Source organism: Paraburkholderia sp. GAS32 (genome assembly GCF_050434225.1).
In the GTDB taxonomy this organism is placed as follows: domain Bacteria; phylum Pseudomonadota; class Gammaproteobacteria; order Burkholderiales; family Burkholderiaceae; genus Paraburkholderia; species Paraburkholderia madseniana.
This window is the reverse complement of record NZ_JBNPVS010000006.1, coordinates 254,499-271,282: the sequence shown is the minus strand read 5'-3', so window position 1 is coordinate 271,282 and position 16,784 is coordinate 254,499. Positions and strand designations below refer to the sequence as shown.

General features: G+C 59.8%; 14 protein-coding genes. 4 read left to right on the top strand and 10 right to left on the bottom strand.

All coding sequences use genetic code 11. The annotated features are described in order from the left end of the window. Positions 1-3: 3 nt before the first annotated feature. The 4 genes from P3T25_RS10430 to P3T25_RS10415 all read right to left on the bottom strand — a co-directional run bounded on the left by P3T25_RS10430 (position 4) and on the right by P3T25_RS10415 (position 4,010). On the bottom strand, positions 4-450 hold the full coding sequence (locus P3T25_RS10430) for an SRPBCC family protein (protein WP_154560196.1): 447 nt from the start codon (positions 448-450) through the stop codon (positions 4-6). A 125-nt stretch (positions 451-575) separates the two neighbouring features. Continuing rightward, on the bottom strand, positions 576-1,979 hold the full coding sequence (locus P3T25_RS10425) for a GGDEF domain-containing protein (RefSeq protein WP_171927963.1): 1,404 nt from the start codon (positions 1,977-1,979) through the stop codon (positions 576-578). A gap of 270 nt (positions 1,980-2,249) precedes the next feature. Further along, a complete protein-coding gene (locus P3T25_RS10420) occupies positions 2,250-2,894 on the bottom strand; it encodes a helix-turn-helix transcriptional regulator (RefSeq protein ID WP_054038287.1) in 645 nt (214 codons plus the stop codon). 144 nt (positions 2,895-3,038) lie between these two features. Further along, on the bottom strand, positions 3,039-4,010 hold the full coding sequence (locus P3T25_RS10415; protein WP_171927964.1) for an ornithine cyclodeaminase family protein: 972 nt from the start codon (positions 4,008-4,010) through the stop codon (positions 3,039-3,041). Positions 4,011-4,250: 240 nt separating this feature from the next. Here P3T25_RS10415 and P3T25_RS10410 point away from each other — a divergent pair, with 240 nt between their 5' ends. Beyond that, positions 4,251-5,039, top strand: coding sequence for an ABC transporter substrate-binding protein (locus P3T25_RS10410; protein WP_154560199.1), 789 nt, complete (start codon positions 4,251-4,253; stop codon positions 5,037-5,039). A 64-nt stretch (positions 5,040-5,103) separates the two neighbouring features. After that, positions 5,104-6,345 (top strand): NAD(P)/FAD-dependent oxidoreductase, encoded by a 1,242-nt coding sequence (locus P3T25_RS10405; RefSeq protein WP_171927965.1) that lies wholly within the window; start codon positions 5,104-5,106, stop codon positions 6,343-6,345. Between the two features lie 71 nt (positions 6,346-6,416). Here the strand turns inward: P3T25_RS10405 and P3T25_RS10400 are convergent, their stop codons facing one another. From P3T25_RS10400 to P3T25_RS10380, 5 genes are all read right to left on the bottom strand, one after another. Further along, positions 6,417-7,376 carry an alpha/beta fold hydrolase gene (locus P3T25_RS10400; protein ID WP_233464837.1) on the bottom strand — a complete coding sequence of 320 codons (960 nt, stop codon included), beginning with the start codon at positions 7,374-7,376 and terminating at the stop codon, positions 6,417-6,419. 45 nt (positions 7,377-7,421) lie between these two features. Further along, complete coding sequence (locus P3T25_RS10395; RefSeq protein WP_171927967.1) at positions 7,422-8,723, bottom strand: UDP-N-acetylglucosamine 1-carboxyvinyltransferase; 1,302 nt, start codon at positions 8,721-8,723, stop codon at positions 7,422-7,424. A 163-nt stretch (positions 8,724-8,886) separates the two neighbouring features. Continuing rightward, entirely contained in the window at positions 8,887-9,888 is a 1,002-nt protein-coding gene (locus P3T25_RS10390) for an NADP-dependent oxidoreductase (RefSeq protein WP_171927968.1), read from the bottom strand. Positions 9,889-9,982: 94 nt separating this feature from the next. After that, the gene (locus tag P3T25_RS10385; protein ID WP_171927969.1) at positions 9,983-10,792 is read right to left on the bottom strand and encodes an oxidoreductase; all 810 of its coding nucleotides are present in this window, start codon (positions 10,790-10,792) and stop codon (positions 9,983-9,985) included. A gap of 116 nt (positions 10,793-10,908) precedes the next feature. Further along, positions 10,909-11,517, bottom strand: a complete 609-nt coding sequence (locus P3T25_RS10380) for a TetR/AcrR family transcriptional regulator (protein ID WP_171927970.1) — start codon at positions 11,515-11,517, stop codon at positions 10,909-10,911. A gap of 420 nt (positions 11,518-11,937) precedes the next feature. Here P3T25_RS10380 and P3T25_RS10375 point away from each other — a divergent pair, with 420 nt between their 5' ends. Together P3T25_RS10375 and P3T25_RS10370 are read left to right on the top strand one after the other, a co-directional pair. Further along, the gene (locus P3T25_RS10375) at positions 11,938-13,494 is read left to right on the top strand and encodes a methyl-accepting chemotaxis protein (RefSeq protein WP_429358036.1); all 1,557 of its coding nucleotides are present in this window, start codon (positions 11,938-11,940) and stop codon (positions 13,492-13,494) included. Positions 13,495-13,646: 152 nt separating this feature from the next. Further along, complete coding sequence (locus tag P3T25_RS10370; protein WP_154560205.1) at positions 13,647-14,744, top strand: lactonase family protein; 1,098 nt, start codon at positions 13,647-13,649, stop codon at positions 14,742-14,744. 812 nt (positions 14,745-15,556) lie between these two features. Here the strand turns inward: P3T25_RS10370 and P3T25_RS10365 are convergent. Beyond that, positions 15,557-16,762: a M20 aminoacylase family protein gene (locus P3T25_RS10365; protein WP_372342697.1), complete on the bottom strand. Its 1,206-nt coding sequence runs from the start codon at positions 16,760-16,762 to the stop codon at positions 15,557-15,559. Positions 16,763-16,784: the final 22 nt, after the last annotated feature.

Genomic DNA, 16,784 nt, shown 5'->3' with positions numbered 1-16,784 from the left:
CCGCTAGTCAGGGATCACCGGCTCGACCAACTTTGCCAACTGAACCAGCGACTCCTGCCAGCCGAGGTAACACATCTCCACTGGAATAACCTCGGGCACGCCCTCTTGCACAATGGTGAGTTCGGTTCCGCAGGACACCGGCCGCAATGAAATGGTGGCGTGCATCTGGCCGGGCAGGTTCGGGTCGTCGAAACGGTCCGAGTAGCGGATGGTCTCGAACGGCACCAGTTCGACGTACTCGCCGCCGAACGAGTGACCATTGCCGGTGCCGAAGTTACGGAAGGACATCTTGTAAGTGCCGCCCACGCGTGCATCCATGTGGTGGACCTGACAGGTGAACCCGTAGGGAGGAAGCCACTTCGCGATCGCGTCGGCTTCGAGGAAGGCCCGATAGATGCGCTCGGGAGTCGCGTGCAGGACACGATGGAGACGGATTGTTCCGGTAGTCATGGTGTGCTCGCCTTTCACTGGAGAAGTTGAACATACTCCTACGACGATCTGGCTACGCCGGTATCGACATAGGCCGAGACCAGGAAAAACCCGTACACGCTAATAAGCGTCACCTGTTACCGCTTCTATCCGGCCACCACGCGGTTGCGGCCATCGTGCTTGGCCCGGTAAAGGCGTTCATCGGCAACGCGTAAGAGGGTGTCGATCGTGACACCGTCGCGGCCGAACTCGGAGACGCCAACACTGACAGTAACGGCGACGGCCCGTCCGGTTCCGGTGTAAAACTCCTCGGTAGCCACAGCGCCCCGAACGCGCTCCGCGATCGAACGTGCCGCGTCCAGCGCGGCTTTAGGCAGCAGCACCATAAACTCTTCACCACCGACCCGCGCTACGCCGTCATAGGGTCGAATGGCATCAAGGCATTTCTGCACGAATCGCTGCAACACCTCGTCGCCCACCTGATGGCCGTAGTTGTCGTTGATCAATTTGAAGTGGTCGAGATCCAGCGCCAGCAGCGAGAACGGCGCACCACCTCGCCTGGCGCGTGCGATTTCCGTCTCCACTTGCTGGATAAACTCGCGCCGGTTCGCGGCGCCCGTCAGCGGATCGGTCGCGGCGAGGTGTTCGAGCTTGTGATTGGTGCGTTGGAGTTCCTGCAGCGCGCTTTCCGTGCGTGCCATCGCTTCGGCGAGGCGAGCCATCAGTTCTTCCTGGCTGTAGATCGTAGAAAAGGACCGCGTCGTGCGAAATGCTTGAACGACGCCGTAACTCAGCAGGAAAAAGCCGGCGGCGAAGATCGCGTGTGCCAGCCACCACATATGGTTCCAGGGCTTGCCGAGAATGAACGCGAGAGACGCCAGCGCGAAGAACGTGATCGAGATGCCGTAGATCACCATCAGCGGCGAGCGAATGCGACGCAGCATCAGCACCGTGACGTTCAGCGTCGAGAAGACGAGCGCGCCGCCTTCCATGGAGAGCCGCACGGCGAGGTTGCCCGCAATGGGCGAGTTCGCAATGATTCCGACGGCCAGGTCGATCAGGACGAACACGGCGATCCACCTCAGCCACGGGCGCGGATTCGAACGCTGCTTGAGCGCGTCCGGCGCACGATGGTACGAGAGAAGCCCAACCAGCAGCAGCACCGACATCACCAGACGCGATGCGGGTCCGTAGAGCAGGAATAGCCAGATATTGTGGTGCGCCATGCCGGTGAACGCGCCGTGCAACGCATAGACCAGCACAAAGCCGAGAAAACCTAAAGTCAGCCACCGCAACAGCGGTTCACCCGACGACAGATAACAACGCCAGGTTACATAGGTGACAAACAACCCCTCGAGCGTTGCTGCTGCGATCGCGATTTCGTGGAACCCGTGGTTTTCGAACTTCAGGCTCGGGTCTTGAAAGAAAGCCAGATAGGCAATCAGGTAGGCGGGAAGGAGCGCAAAACCAATGACCAGCAAACCCGAGTAGAGCTTGGTCACGATCCCGATGAGGCGAGGCGGCTCTTCGATTGAAATTGTCGTGCTCATGTGCCCGTCTCCGACAATATTACGGTGTTTTTTCACACCGCCGAGCGATTGACGCGTGGATTGGCCGATTCGGACACGGCACCATGCCGTTATGCCGGGCCAAACATACCGCGCAGCGGACTATCTTCAGGCAATTGAAAGTATAACGGACTGTAATTTGCATCGGTGGTATATCGGTCGTGCAATTAGCTCCTGATATATCGTGCAGTTGTCTTCTGAAAATGACAGAAACAGCGGCCGGCAGTTTCCAGTCGCTGAATCCGATTCAGCCTAGGCTGCGGCGCCGCGTAAATCCCTTATATGCTGATAGACGGTCGCACGGCCCATGCCCAGAACGTTGGCAACATAGTTAGCCGCGCTCTTTCCTTTGAAGGCCCCTTCCTCCCACAGTGCCTCGACCAGTTCGCGACGGTGTTCCCGGGTCAGGGAGTTGAGTGCCAGTTGGCGTTCCTGAAGCCATGCGTGGAGAAACGTGTTGATGCGCTCCTGCCAGTCGTCCTTGAACAGCTCCTCAGGCTGCTTCACCAGACCCGCGCCCGACACCACGCGGTCGATGACATGTTTCATGTCCTCGAAGACGGCGATGTTGTAATTGACGCACATTACGCCGACAGCCGCGCCTGCGTCGTCAAAGAGCACCGTGCTGACACAGCGCATCCGCCTGCCGTCCCAATTGATCTTTTCGTACGGACCGATCGTGCCTGACTGCGCTGAATGATCAATCTCTTCCAGCGCCGATTCGTCGCCCAGCTCACGCTTTGACAGGTTGTTTGCAATGTACGCGATCGTCTGGCTGTGCAGGTCATGAATGACGATTTCGACGTACGGAAAGAAGAGCAGCGCGATACCGTCTGCGACACGGCCGTAGCGATCCAGCAAAAGCCGGCGCGCGGGTGTGGTCTTAGTCTTTCGCATAGGGAAGCATGAGGTTTTTCGGTTTGGCCGGGTCTGGCGGCGCGTGTGTCAAGGTGCAACGAATATTCGTGCGATGCACTATTTTGCCATGGGCGATGTTCATGCCTGTTTGCGGCAACCTACGCACCGCCGCATCGGTCTTGCTCAACCGATCGGTTGCCCGCTCACGTGCCTGAACAACGCGTAGGCGATCGCGACATCTTCCAGTCCGAGTCCGATTGAGCGAAAGAAAACGTGCTGCCGCCAGGAGGGTTTCCTGGCCCCGCCGGATACGAGTTCGGGCAAATCGCCCAGAACGCTTTCCGGCGACCAGTCATGGAGTTGCGCCGCCAATTTCATCTCACCTGCGCTGGCGGGCGTGGTGCGCCGGTAGTCGCAATAGACGTCCATGTCCTGAATCCACGCCGGTGGAATTTCATGCGCATTGGCGACATTCGTGCTGATCGACGTGATGAGTGCCGGCTTGGTCAGCAGGTTGTCCGACAGTACAGGCGTGCCCGAGGAGGTGCACAACGCGACCACGTCGGCATCGCGCACGCAATCATCAAGCTGAGTGCAGATCCGCACACGCTCATGAAGGGCGACGATCTCTGCGCGCTTCGCCTCGTTGCTCGCAAGCTCGGGTGAAAACACATTGATCGCATCCCACGCTCGCAGCGGCGCAAGGTGGCGCAAATGCGCCTGCCCCACGGCACCCGCGCCGACGATGGCGAGCCGGCGCGCGTTGGGTGCCGCAAGGTGTTCCACCGCAAGTGCCGTTGCGCCGGCGGTGCGCTCGATGGTGAGCAGACCTGCATCGCACCACATCAAAGGCTGCCCCGTTTCCATCGACATCAGTGCGGTCCATGCCGTAATGACCGGTTTCGCTTCTGTCACGATGTACGGCGACATCTTTGCTCCAAAAACCTTGGCCTCCGCCATGACCCCGAGGTACGTAATGAAATCGCCAGCCCCTTGCGGAAACGGGGTGAAGGTCTGCGACGGCTGCACTGCGGAATCGTTCGCAAGCGAGAGAAACATGCGTGCCAACGCGCCGCGCACATCGAGGTGGGGCAGTGCTTTACGCACCGCGTCCTGCTGGACGATCAACGGGAATACTGTGTCTGTGCTGCTCATGGGCCTGCTCTCCACATCGTTGCCGGCTAGCGGCGTCAGCGCAATTCTAAAGTCAAAAAGTCCAGTCTGGACTTTTATTGTGAAAATCACTTGCATTTGTGAGTGTCCAGAATAGACTGTTGTTCCAGAACGAGTGTGAGAACAGGCCTTTTTGGCACCTCATGCGTCTTCTCGAGGTCGCGCCGTCAGTTACCGCCCCGTGCCCTAATTTTGTGAACCCCAATTTCATAGGGAACCATCATGCGTCTGAAGCTTCCACTCTCACTTTTCGTCGCTGCCGCTCTAATCGGTTCGGTTGGCACCGTCAGCGCCGAGACTCAAAGCACCTTGCGTTTCGGCATCGAGGCCGCGTATCCGCCGTTCGAAAGCAAGTCGCCGACGGGGCAATTGCAGGGATTCGACGTTGACGTCGGCAACGCGGTTTGCGCGAAGATGGGCGTGAAATGCGAATGGGTGGAGAATTCGTTCGACGGCTTGATTCCCGCGTTGCAGGCGCGCAAATTCGATGTCATCAATTCCGCGATGAACATTACGGACAAGCGCAAACAGTCCATCGATTTCACGCCGCCGATCTACGTGGTGCCGATCGTGATGGTGGCGAAGCGTGGTTCCCCCTTGTTGCCGGATGTGAAGAGCCTGCAGGGCAAACGCGTCGGCGTTCTGCAGGGATCGTCGCAGGAAGATTTCCTTAAGCTCCACTGGGCGAATGCCGGCGTATCGATCGTTTCGTACCAGGACCAGGATCAGGTGTACGCCGACCTCGTTGCCGGACGCCTGGATGCCGCCGTCCAGGAAGCGCAGACTGTTGAGGATGGTTTCCTGAACAAGCCGTCAGGCCATGACTATGCGATTGTCGGCCAGCCGCTCAGCGATCCGGCAACGCTTGGCGAAGGCACGGGCTTCGGCTTGCGCAAGGGCGACAAGGCGTTGGCCGGAAAGATCGATGCTGCGCTCGCCGCACTAAAGAAAGACGGCACGCTCAGCAACCTGTCGCAGAAGTATTTCAAGCGCGACATCATCGCGAAGTAACCGGTTCATGACCCGATGCGAGCCGATTCGCATCGGGATCCGAAATGAACATTCGAGCGAGCTTATGGATTTCGATGTGATCGTGCTGGGAGCCGGGATTGTCGGCGTGTCGTCCGCGCTGCATCTGCAGGATCGCGGCCGCCGCGTGGGGCTCGTCGATCGACGCGGCCCCGGCGAAGAGACCAGCTTTGGCAATGCCGGCCTGATCGAAAGTTCGTCGGTGGTTCCTTACGGCTTTCCGCGCGATCTCGGTACGCTGCTGCGCTACCTGCGCAATCGGTCGACCGATCTTTACTGGGACTACAGGGCGCTGCCGTCGTTCGCGACGTGGCTGGCGCGATTCTGGTGGGAGTCGTCTCCCGAGCGGCTCGAAGCTGCCGCGCGCGATATGTTGCCGTTGATCCGGCGAAGCGTCGCCGAGCACGACGTGCTGATCGAGCGTGCCGGCCTCCAAAGTCTCGCGCACGACGGCGGCTGGATCGAGGCATTTCGCACCCGCTCGGAATATGAACGGCAGGCATCAGCCGCCGAAGTCACGGCGAGGACATACGGATTGCGCGTGGTGCCGTGCGATGCCGATGCACTGGTGGCGCGTGAACCCGGTATCGCGCCGGGTTTTAGCGGCGCATTGCATTGGCAGGACCCGAAGAGCATCTCCAATCCGGGTGCGTTGACGAAGGGCTACGCGCGACTGTTCGAGGAGGGCGGCGGCGCGCTGCTCACCGGCGAGGCGGTCACGGTGCGTCAGGAAGCCGATGCATGGACTGTTCAGACGTCGCAAGGCAGGATCAGTGCGAAAGAGGTGGTCGTAGCGCTTGGCCCTTGGTCCGACAAGGTCTTTGAGCCGCTCGGATATCGGATACCGCTACGGGCAAAGCGCGGATATCACATGCACTACGAGGCCACGAAATCGATGCTCTCGATACCGCTGGTCGACACGGAAAAAGGGTATGTGGTCGCGCCTATGCAAGGTCGCCTGCGGCTGACCACCGGCGTGGAAATCGCCCGACGCGATGCGCCACCGACTGGCGTTCAACTGGAACGCGCGGAAGCGGTTGCCCGGCCGATATTCGGTCTGGGCCGCCGCCTCGATGACGCGCCATGGCTCGGGTTGCGGCCCTGTACGCCCGACATGCGGCCTGTCATTGGGCGCGCGCCTCGCCATCGAGGGTTGTGGTTCTCGTTTGGGCATAACCATCACGGATTGACGCTCGGTCCCGTGACAGGCCGTTTGCTCGCAGAAATGATGACGGGTGGCGAGCCTTTTACCGATCCCCATCCGTTTCGTCCCGAGCGATTCCGATAGAGGGCGTGGCGGACCCGCTTCATCGATAAGTCAACTGCGTAACGAATCGCGCGAGCCGGAATGCACGCTGCCTACAGTCCCTTCAGGAACGCAACCAGCAGATCGCTCACTTCTGCCGCACGCTCGCGCTGAATCCAATGACCCGCGCCATCGAGAATATGACATCCACGCAGTCCGGGCAGTACGCGTGCCAGATTCGCGATACGGGCCTGCGCGCCCGGAAACTTAAGGACGTCGTCTTTCGCGCCGGCCACGAATAGCGAAGGCTGCCGGATCACGCAGCCCCGCCACGCGGCCATGAGTTCCGACGAGCGCCGAATGCTGCGGTACCAGTTCAGCCCGCCTCTGAAGCCAGTGCGCGCGAACTCGCCCGCCACGTAGGCGATTTCTTCACTGCTTAGCCAGGCCGGCAGCGTCTCGGGGTCCACTGTGTTGTCGAGAAAACCTGTGCCGGGCGCGAGTATGCCCGCCACCACGTGGTCAGGCCCATCGCCCGACATGCTGAACGTGACGCGTCGAATGGTGGCTTCGGGATCAGCCTCGAACTCCCGCTCAGCGATGCCGGGTGTCTGGAAATGCTGCATATAGAACGTTTGGACACCTTGCCGCTCCAGCGCACTGAGCAAGTCCTCCCGCGCAGGCGGATGGAACGGCACGCTCATGCCGACGACGGCACGGAACAGATCGGGCCGCAACATCGCCGCGTTCCAGGCCACCGGCGCGCCCCAATCGTGGCCGACGATCACCGCCTCGCTCTCGCCGAGAACATTGACGAGCTCGACCATGTCGCCGACGAGATGCAGCATCGTGTACGACTCCGCGTCCGGCGGCGCATCGGTGCCGCCATAGCCACGCATGTCGGGCGCGACGGCGCGGAACCCGGCGGCTGACAGCGCCGCCAACTGGTGCCGCCAGGCGTACCAGGACTCCGGAAATCCATGACATAGCAGCACCAGCGGGCCGCTGCCCTGGCTGGCCACACGCATGCGCAGTGCACCTACCTGCAACGTCTCGAGGCGAAGTTCGTGCAAGGTTTGCTCCATGATGTTCGGGTTCCGGTGGATCGCCTTAGACGATCATTCGCTGCTGGTCCATTCCACGCGCGCCCCCACCGAGCGCAGGTTTTCCACAAAATTGGGGTGTGCGCGGCGGATCGGCAGCGCATTGGTGATTTCCGAGCGCCCCTCGATACTCGCGGCGACCATGAACAGCGCGATTGCCACGCGAATGATGTACGGACTCTCGACCTTCGCGGGACTTAACTGAAGTCCGCCGAAAGTGATCAAACGATGAGGGTCCGACAGGAACACGTGAGCCCCGAACTTGGAGAGTTCAACGGACCAGCCCATCGCGCCGTCATAGACCTTGTTCCAGAACATCGCGCTGCCTTCCGCCTTCACGCCAAGCGCGATGAAGATGGGGAGCAGATCGACGGGCAGATACGGCCAGGGCGCCGCTTCTACCTTGGTGAGAATATTCTGGGTGAACGGGCGGCGCACTCGCAATGGGCCTTCGCGAACGGCGTGCGACCAGCCATCGCGATGCTCCACCTGCACGCCGAACTTCGCGAAGGTTCGGTCGATCAGCGGGAACTGATCGGGCGCGCTGTTTTTGACCTTGATGTCGCCCCCGGTGATTGCGCCAAGCGCGAGAAAGGTCGCGATTTCGTGGAAGTCCTCGCTGAACCGGAACTCGCCGCCGCCCAGTCTATGGCCGCCTTCCACGCTCAGGCGCGATGTGCCAATGCCGTCGATCGGGACACCCAGCATGGCCAAAAAACGGCAAAACTCCTGCACATGCGGTTCCGATGCTGCATTGACCAAGGTCGACGTACCGTTGGCCGACGCCGCGCAAAGCACGAAATTCTCAGTGGTGGTGACCGACGCGTAGTCCAGCCAATGATGATTCGCCGCCATTTGAGTGGCCGCGCGCACGATCAGCGAGTCGGTGGTGCGCTCGATGCCTGCGCCGAAGCGCTCGAACACCTCAACATGCGGATCGATCTCGCGCACGCCCAACGTGCAGCCCTTCACGTCGTTCTCCAGACGTGCAACGCCGAAACGCGCCAACAGCGGCGGCACCAGCATGATCGAAGAACGCATCTCCTCGGGCAGCCTGTGCGCGACGGGATCGAAGGACGTGGCGTGGTGATGCAAATCGAGAATGCCGGTGGCAAAGTCCATCGACACGTTGCTGCCGAGCGTGCGAAAGATCTCGAGGATCTTCTTGACATCGGTAATCTCGGGTACGCCGATGAGACGCAGTGGCTGGTCGGTCAGCAGCGTGGCACAAAGGATAGGCAGGACAGCGTTCTTGTTGGCGGATGGCACGATCTCGCCGCGTAACGGGAGGCCGCCATGTACGATCAGGTTCGACATGTTCGGGAGAGAGCTGGTGGATTGAGAAGCGAGGCCACTATCATGCCATCGGATGGCATGCGGAGGATGTTTCGGGATTCCGGGGCGGTTTTTTTTCTTGTCGTTTCTTGCCGCAATCTATCCTGCATCTCCCGGCCAATGGTTCGCGACCGGTCCAAGCTGTCTATTGGATCTTGATGACAACCTTACCCTTTACACGGCCTGTCTCGACGTAAGCCAAGGCCTCATTGGTTGCTGCAAACGGGAAGATCCGATCGATCACCGGTCGTATGGATCCTGCATCGATCAGTGCAGCGATCCGGCTCAGTTGGTCCCCGCTGGCGCGCATGAACACAAATGAATAGCTGACGTCATGACGTTTTGCAGTTTTCCGGATGCGATAGCTCAAAAGACGCATCACCATTTTCAGGAACCACGAAGCGCCCATCTCTTTGGCAAAGTCGGGATCGGGCGGTCCCGCGATCCCGATGAGTTTGCCACCCGGCTTGAGCACGCGCAGCGACTTCTTGAGCGTATCGCCGCCCTGCGTGTCGAACACCAGATCGTAACCTTTGAGGATGTCAGCAAAGTCGTCTTTCTTGTAATCGATAACGATATCCGCACCGAGTTGCTTCACCAGTTCGGCATTGCGCGCGCTCGTTGTCGTCGCGACGGTCGCGCCCACATGTTTCGCCAGTTGAATGGCGAATGTGCCGACGCCGCCCGAGCCGGCATGGATCAACACTTTCTGCCCTTTCTTGAGTTGTCCTTTTTCGATTAGCGCCTGCCACGCGGTCAAGCCTACCAGCGGGATCGACGCTGCTTCTTCCATGGCGAGTGATTTGGGCTTCAACGCCACGCCGTCTTCTTTGACGGCAATGAATTCCGCGAAAGTGCCAATGCGATCTTTGTGCGGTCGGGCATAGACCTCATCGCCTGGCTTGAATTGCCGAACGCGCGATCCAACACGGACCACCACCCCTGCCAGGTCGTTGCCCAGAATCAGCGGCAAACGATAGGGCAGAATGAGCTTGAACTCGCCGTCCCTGATTTTGGCATCGAGCGGATTCACGCCCGCGGCGTGGATCTGGATCAATACGTCGTCCTCACGCGGCTCCGGGACCGGCATTTCGCCAGCTCGCAAATCATTCTTGCGGCCATATCGATCGACAACAAATGCCTTCATCATGTTTCCTTGTACGTTTCTCGTTGAGTCAGGTTGTTTCGCGGACAGTAGCGGGGATGTAGCGCTCTAGCTCGATGGCAACGCAGTCATGCCGTTAAGTTTGAAGTCGAAGGTCTTTGCGAATACCTGCATCCACAAGGCCGGCGGGCGCAAACCTGCGCAGCAATCGCAGACGGGCGGCGAGTCCACCGGCTGTATAGCGAAGTTTCGGGCGAGCCGCGATGGCGGCGTGCAGTACGGTCTCGGCCACGACTTCGGGACCGTCAGCGCTCTCGACGACCTCTTTCACACGCCTCGCGATGGCCGTGCGTATCTCAAGGTAGTCGTCGAGGGGAGCGTCCGGCTCCATGAAGTTCGCGTCGAAGGGCGTCTTGATGTAGGCGGGCTCAATGACGGAGACCCGGATGCCCATCGTACGCAACTCATGATCGAGCGATTCCGAATAGCCTGCGACCGCATGCTTGGTGGCGGAATACAGCGCCATGTAGGGCATGGGTAAGAAACCCAGCACAGAGCCGATGTTGATGATGCGGCCGCTGCCTTGCTGCCGCATATGGGGCACCACGGCACGCGTCATGCGGACGATTCCGAAGAAGTTCGTATCGAAGATCGCGCGGGCCTGGTCAATCGAACTCTCTTCTGCAGCGGCAGGGGCCACGCCGAAACCAGCGTTGTTCACCAGCAGGTCGATGCGGCCGTGCAGGCGCAGTACTTCCTTGACGGCAGCTTCGACCGATTCATCGCTAGTCACGTCCAGGGGCAGCATCTCGAACCTCCGTTGGCCGGCCTGTGCGCCGCGCCGGCTGGTGCCGTAGACCTTGTATCCGGCCTTCGTGAGCCGCTTGGCCGTGGCTTCGCCGATTCCTGACGAGGCGCCCGTAACGAGCGCTATTCCAGTTTCCATGATGTCCTTCCGATATTGAGGGATGTCTTTAGGTGCTTGCTTGAGTGTTCATCTCGCAAAAATATGATGTTCATCATATTTCCGGTCCAACAAAAACCGGCACCGGGCCGGTGGATTTACGCGTCAGTGGGCGCGAGTTTTTTCAATGCGGCTTCAAGAAAATTTTCCGACAGTTTGGGGTCGTCGACGGCACGCGCCAGCACCATGGTGCCAACCATGGTGGCCGCCGTGACAAGCGCCTGCTCATGCGCGCCTGGCTGACCCCAATCGGGCAACTGGCGCGCAATGACATCGATCATCTCCTTGATGCGGCGGGTGGCTGCGCGCCGCACGACCGGCGCCTGGCGCGGCATCTCGGAGCCAAGGGCGGAGACCGGGCAGCCATTCTCTATGTCTTCGCAATGTTCCTTCGACAGATACGCGCGCACCATCGACGGCAACGCTTCCTCTGGCGGTACGGAGGCGGCGATATGTTCCGAGAGCGCGACGGCTTCAGCACCGGCGCGGTCAGCGGCTTCGGCAAGCAGCACCTCGCGCGACGGGAAGTGGGAATAGAAGCCGCCATGCGTCAGGCCGGCCTCCTTCATGATGTCGGCCACTCCTGTGCCGTCGTATCCGCTGCGCCGGATCGCGCGCGCGGCGACTTCGACGATGCGCTCGTGCGTGATTTCTTTGCGGCTGGCAGTCTTCCGATTGATTGATGGCTTTTTCATGATGACCATCATATAACATTTCGACGCAATTTACTGGGCGGGGCAATGTCGATGACGGTCAATGTCTCTCAGACTGCGCTGAGCAGCGCTACCAGCTCCGGGGTCTTGGCAGTGCGTGCCCGCGTTGCTTCGCCTGCGATATCGGCGGTTACGATCAGCTTCATAGACATATGACGTCATATAAATAAGGTCTCAGCCGGTATCGCGTTGAAAGAAATTGAAATTTAGTGATTTGGGGAAATTCGGGTAAATACGCGTCGAAGAATTTCGACAAGGGGTCAATTCGTCTTGTATGATGACGTATCTCGAAATGGATCTGCACGGCACCACGCCACGCCGCGGGCTGTACCGCAATCTTGCGAGATCGACGGCTCAGGTTTTGCGTTGTTTATGTCGTAAACAGTCAAACAATGGTTAACTGGATCGGTAGGCATGCGTAATCTGACAATAAGACACAGTCTCCTTGCCGTCCTCGTGCTTTTCGCGGGCATGATTCTGATCGGCGGCGTAGTGGGGGTGCTAGCACTTGGCCGTTCTAACGACAACGCTCGGCGTCTGCACGATATCGCCAGCCAGGAAGTGCTGGTCAACGATGCCTATAAAGACTCCACACGCACCCGCGCCGCTCTGACGCGTGCGTATTCTGCTTTGAAAGAGCGCAATGACGAAGCGACCCGCGACTCGGCGCTCAAAAGTGCGGCCACGACATTGGAGCGTGCGGATCGCGGAACCCAGATGTTTCGTGATGCTGATAAATTTGCGGGGCAGGACGACGCGCTGAAGCAAAAACTCGTCGATTCTTCCAATACTCTGGCCACGATTCTGCATGCTGCGTTCGACGCCTTGCGGCGGGGCGATACGAATGCTTACGTATCGATCAACGATAAAGACATCACGCTGGCTGGCGTCGCCTATTCGGCCAATGTCGAGAAGTTCCAGAACCTCGCTGAAGCACTTGCCAAGGATTCCGCCGCGCAAGGTGATCGTGAGTACACCTGGGTCGTCACGATGGTGGCGGCGGGGGTGGCACTGGCCCTTGCATTGATCGTCGCCGCGCATTTCGCTTTGCGGAAGATCGTGGTCCGTCCGCTGCAGATTGCCTCTGAGTTGCTCAACCGTATCGCGGGCAGCGACCTGACCGTATCGATTCCGGAAGGGGGCAGGAGCGAGTTGGGACAGTTGTTTACGGCGATGTCGCAGATGCAGACGGGCTTGGCGAAGACGGTGTCGAATGTGCGCGTGAACTGTGAAGCCATCCACGGTGGTGCGCGTGAGATCGCTGCCGGCAACCTCGATTTGTCGAGTAGAACCGAGCAGCAGTCTGCGTCGCTTGAAGAAACGGCGGCCAGCATGGAAGAGCTGACTTCGACCGTCAAACAGAACGCCGACCATGCCCGCCAGGCAAGCAAGCTCGCCGCTAACGCGGCGGACGTCGCCCAGCGAGGCGGCAATGTCGTGCAGCAGGCAGTGCAAACGATGACGGCAATCACGGCGAGTTCGAACAAGATCGCCGAGATCACGGGGATGATCAACAGCATCGCATTTCAAACCGACATCCTGGCCTTGAATGCGGCGGTCGAATCCGCGCGAGCAGGGGAGCAGGGTCGCGGCTTTGCCGTTGTCGCCGGCGAGGTGCGCACGCTCGCGCAGCGCAGCGCTGCCGCGGCACAGGAGATCAAAACGCTGATCGCCGCATCCGTCAACGATATCCGTGACGGCAATGAACTCGTTGTCCAGGCCGGGCAGACCATGGGCGAGATTGTGGGCGCGGTGCAAGGCGTCGCCACCATCATGGCTGAGATTACTTCGGCGACAGTTGAACAGAGCTCCGGCATCGAGCAGGTCGGGCAGGCCGTCAGCCAGATGGACCGGGTAACGCAGCAAAACGCCGCGCTAGTCGAGCAGGCAGCCGCCGCCGCGAGCGCACTTGAGCAGCAGGCGCAGGCGATGACGGATGCTGTTTCGGCATTCCGCCTCAATCGGGCTTGACCCGCATCCATATCCAGTAGAAGCATCTGTCGCGCACGTGCCGGGCTGGCAATGTACTGCCACCGGCCGCGGATATTCTTTCGAAAAGACTGAGGCGGCCGATGCTGGATGTTCATATTCGACGAATTCAACCATTTCAACGGAGTGTCACGATGAGCGTTAGGGCCACCCTGGTCGCAGCAATCCTGTTTGCGGGTGCTTTGGGATCGGGCGTATCGCAGGCTGCTACGTACGCCTACGTATCGAATGCGGACAGCCAGGACATTTCTGTCTTCAGCCTCGACAAATCGAGCGGCTCACTCGCCGCAGTCGAGACCGTGCCGGTTGGGGGCACGGTCATGCCGATGGCGCTTTCGCCCGACCACCTCCGGCTCTATGCTGCGTTACGCTCCAAGCCGTATAGCGTGGTGAGCTTCGCGGTCAATCCGCTCGACGGTCGGCTGATCGAACTGGGCAGGGCGCCGCTTGCGGATAGCATGGCCTACGTTTCGACGGATGCGAGCGGCCGCTACCTCTTTTCCGCATCGTATGGCGGAAACCTTCTGGCAGTGAGCCGGATCGCCGCGAATGGCGTGGCGGGTGAAGTCCTGCGAACCGTCAAAACCGGCCCCATGGCTCACGCCATACGCAATGCGCCCGACAATCGTTATGTCTTCGCATCGGTGCTCGGCTCGGATGCGTGGTTGCGTCTGAAATTCGATGCGTCGAACGGTCAGTTGACCGAAGACGCCGCGCCCGCCTATTCGTTGCCTGCGAAGTCGGGTCCGCGCCACTTTGTGTTCTCGCCGGATCATCGCTTTGTCTATCTGATCGATGAGCTCGATGGCAAACTGCATGTGCTCGCGTTCGATAGCACGCGTGACAAAGTCAAACCCGTCCAGACCGTCTCCATCCTGCCGCCCGATTTTTCCGGCGACAAGCCGTGGGGTGCTGATGTACACGTCACGCCAGACGGGCGTTTCCTGTACGCCACTGAACGCACGTCCAACACGCTGGCTGCCTATCGGGTGAGCGCAAAATCAGGTGAATTGACGCGCATCGGCACGTATCAGACAGAAAAGCAGCCGCGCGGATTCAATATCGATCCGTCGGGCAAGTATCTGCTTGCAGTGGGTCAACTGTCGTCAAACCTGAGCGCTTACAGTATTGACCGCAACTCCGGCGCACTGGCTTTGATTGGACAGTACCCCGTGGGTAAGGGTGCGAACTGGATCGAGATCGTTGAGTTCGAGGGGACAAACGGCAATTGAGAGCCGGGTCACGGGTGAGCAGGTCAAGTTGCACACGAACTGCCTTGTCACTCTGTGACGTTGGACGGTCAAGTCAAGAGCTTTGCGGATGAAGTTCCACGCGACAGCGCAGCACCGTCGCGCGGAACGTCAAGCCGTTAGTCAATCCTGCGGCCGCTTGCCGAAGAGCGCAGATGTGGCTCTCCCGGTAGCCCGCGCCCTGCGGATCGCCAGCCGCCACAAACGGCCCACAGTCGCAAGAATGCCGGGGAGGGGTGGCCCTGTCGTTGTCGGTGGGTCATCCTCTGAAATCATCGAAATGACCGGCCGGCCGAAGTGGCCTTCCTGCATCGGAAGATTCCAGTACTCGTACGGGTACAACATCCGGGCGAAGCGAATACGTGCATCGCATCCGCCATCGTGCCATTCGACGGTAGTGTCCCAACGCGTTGCCGACACAGGGCCCCGGGTTGGGTAGATCGCAGTACTTGCCACGCGGTCTTTGCTGCAATCGTCGGTTGCAGGTAAGCCGGATGGGGCCAACTTTGGGCTTCTTTCGTCCATGGTCATCTCCGCTGGTGATGCCGATCACGGAGACGCCACAAACAAAAAAGGCCTCATCCGTATTTTCGGCGAGGCCTTTGAGCTGCGTTCCTGCTTATCTAACGCGCATTGGCCTCCGATGGCATGCCCGAACGGACTGCCATGTGGCGTTGAATCGCGAAAGAGAAGAGGTTTAGCGTCAGCACGGCATCAAGTTTCTTTGCAATTGGAACGCGTGTCAACACATGTGTGTTGGGTCAAGCCGACAGTTCGTTTTCCGCTGAGCCTGCTTATGCCTCTGCGCCCGGATGGTCGAGATAGGCGTGGGCAAGCGCGACCCAGTACGACGTGCCAAGAGGCAGCAGCGCGTCGTTGAAGTCATAGCTCGCACTGTGCAACTGGCACAGGCCGCCCGCTTGTCCGGGCAAGCGCGCCGAGCCGTCGCCGTTGCCGATGAACACATAGGCGCCCGGTTTGTGCAGCATATAGAACGCGAAGTCTTCCGACGTCATGGTGCGCTCCACGTTTTCGTCCACGTTCGCGGCTCCTACCAGGTCGCGCATGACGTTGCCAGCGAGCGCGGCTTCGGCCGCGTGATTGACAAGCGCCGGGTAGATGCGCGTGAAATTGAACGTGAGCTCGATATCGAATGCAGCGGCGATACCTTCCGCCACTGTGCGCATGCGGCTTTCTATCATGTCGAGCACATCGACGCTGAAACTGCGTACGGTGCCGTTGAGCATCGCCTGCTCAGGGATGACGTTCACCGCGCTGCCTGCGTGAATTTGCGTGACTGACAACACAGCCGACTCGTTTGGATCGACGTTGCGCGACACGATCGTCTGCCAGGCTTGCGCGATCTGGACGGCGACCATGACAGGATCCGCACTACGATGCGGCTGCCCGGCATGCGAGCCGCGTCCATTTATGTGCACTTCGAACGTGTTGCTCGACGCCATCAATGCACCCGGACGGATGCCGAAGTTGCCCGCGGGCATGCCCGGCCAGTTGTGAACTCCAAACACGGCGTCCATTGGGCATCGATTGAACAGGCCGTCCTCGATCATCAGACGCGCGCCGCAGCCGCCTTCCTCTGCAGGCTGAAAGATGAAGTTTACGGTGCCGTCGAAATGTCGATGCTGGGAAAGATAGCGCGCTGCGCCGAGCAGCATGGCGGTATGTCCATCGTGGCCACACGCGTGCATCTTGCCCGAGTAACGCGACGCGTGCGCGAACGTGTTTGCTTCGTGCATCGGCAGCGCATCCATGTCAGCGCGCAAACCAATGGAACGCTCGCTCGTTCCGTGACGCAGAACACCGACAAGTCCATACCCGCCGATCCCTCGAACGACCGGTATTCCCCAGTCGTCAAGAAGACTGGCGATATAGTCGGACGTCCGCTGTTCTTCGAAACGAAGCTCGGGATTCGCATGGAGATGTCGCCGGATACGGATCAGTTCGGGTTCAAAGGCGATAATCGATTCGTCGTAAATCATTTTCAGTTTTGGTGCGATCTGG

Bases quoted from the DNA above. Each gene is read 5' to 3' on its own strand.
- P3T25_RS10430 (WP_154560196.1), bottom strand. From the start codon at position 450: ATGACTACCGGAACAATCCGTCTCCATCGTGTCCTGCACGCGACTCCC.
- P3T25_RS10425 (WP_171927963.1), bottom strand. From the start codon at position 1,979: ATGAGCACGACAATTTCAATCGAAGAGCCGCCTCGCCTCATCGGGATC.
- P3T25_RS10420 (WP_054038287.1), bottom strand. From the start codon at position 2,894: ATGCGAAAGACTAAGACCACACCCGCGCGCCGGCTTTTGCTGGATCGC.
- P3T25_RS10415 (WP_171927964.1), bottom strand. From the start codon at position 4,010: ATGAGCAGCACAGACACAGTATTCCCGTTGATCGTCCAGCAGGACGCG.
- P3T25_RS10410 (WP_154560199.1), top strand. From the start codon at position 4,251: ATGCGTCTGAAGCTTCCACTCTCACTTTTCGTCGCTGCCGCTCTAATC.
- P3T25_RS10405 (WP_171927965.1), top strand. From the start codon at position 5,104: ATGGATTTCGATGTGATCGTGCTGGGAGCCGGGATTGTCGGCGTGTCG.
- P3T25_RS10395 (WP_171927967.1), bottom strand. From the start codon at position 8,723: ATGTCGAACCTGATCGTACATGGCGGCCTCCCGTTACGCGGCGAGATC.
- P3T25_RS10390 (WP_171927968.1), bottom strand. From the start codon at position 9,888: ATGAAGGCATTTGTTGTCGATCGATATGGCCGCAAGAATGATTTGCGA.
- P3T25_RS10385 (WP_171927969.1), bottom strand. From the start codon at position 10,792: ATGGAAACTGGAATAGCGCTCGTTACGGGCGCCTCGTCAGGAATCGGC.
- P3T25_RS10380 (WP_171927970.1), bottom strand. From the start codon at position 11,517: ATGATGGTCATCATGAAAAAGCCATCAATCAATCGGAAGACTGCCAGC.
- P3T25_RS10375 (WP_429358036.1), top strand. From the start codon at position 11,938: ATGCGTAATCTGACAATAAGACACAGTCTCCTTGCCGTCCTCGTGCTT.
- P3T25_RS10370 (WP_154560205.1), top strand. From the start codon at position 13,647: ATGAGCGTTAGGGCCACCCTGGTCGCAGCAATCCTGTTTGCGGGTGCT.
- P3T25_RS10365 (WP_372342697.1), bottom strand. From the start codon at position 16,762: ATGATTTACGACGAATCGATTATCGCCTTTGAACCCGAACTGATCCGT.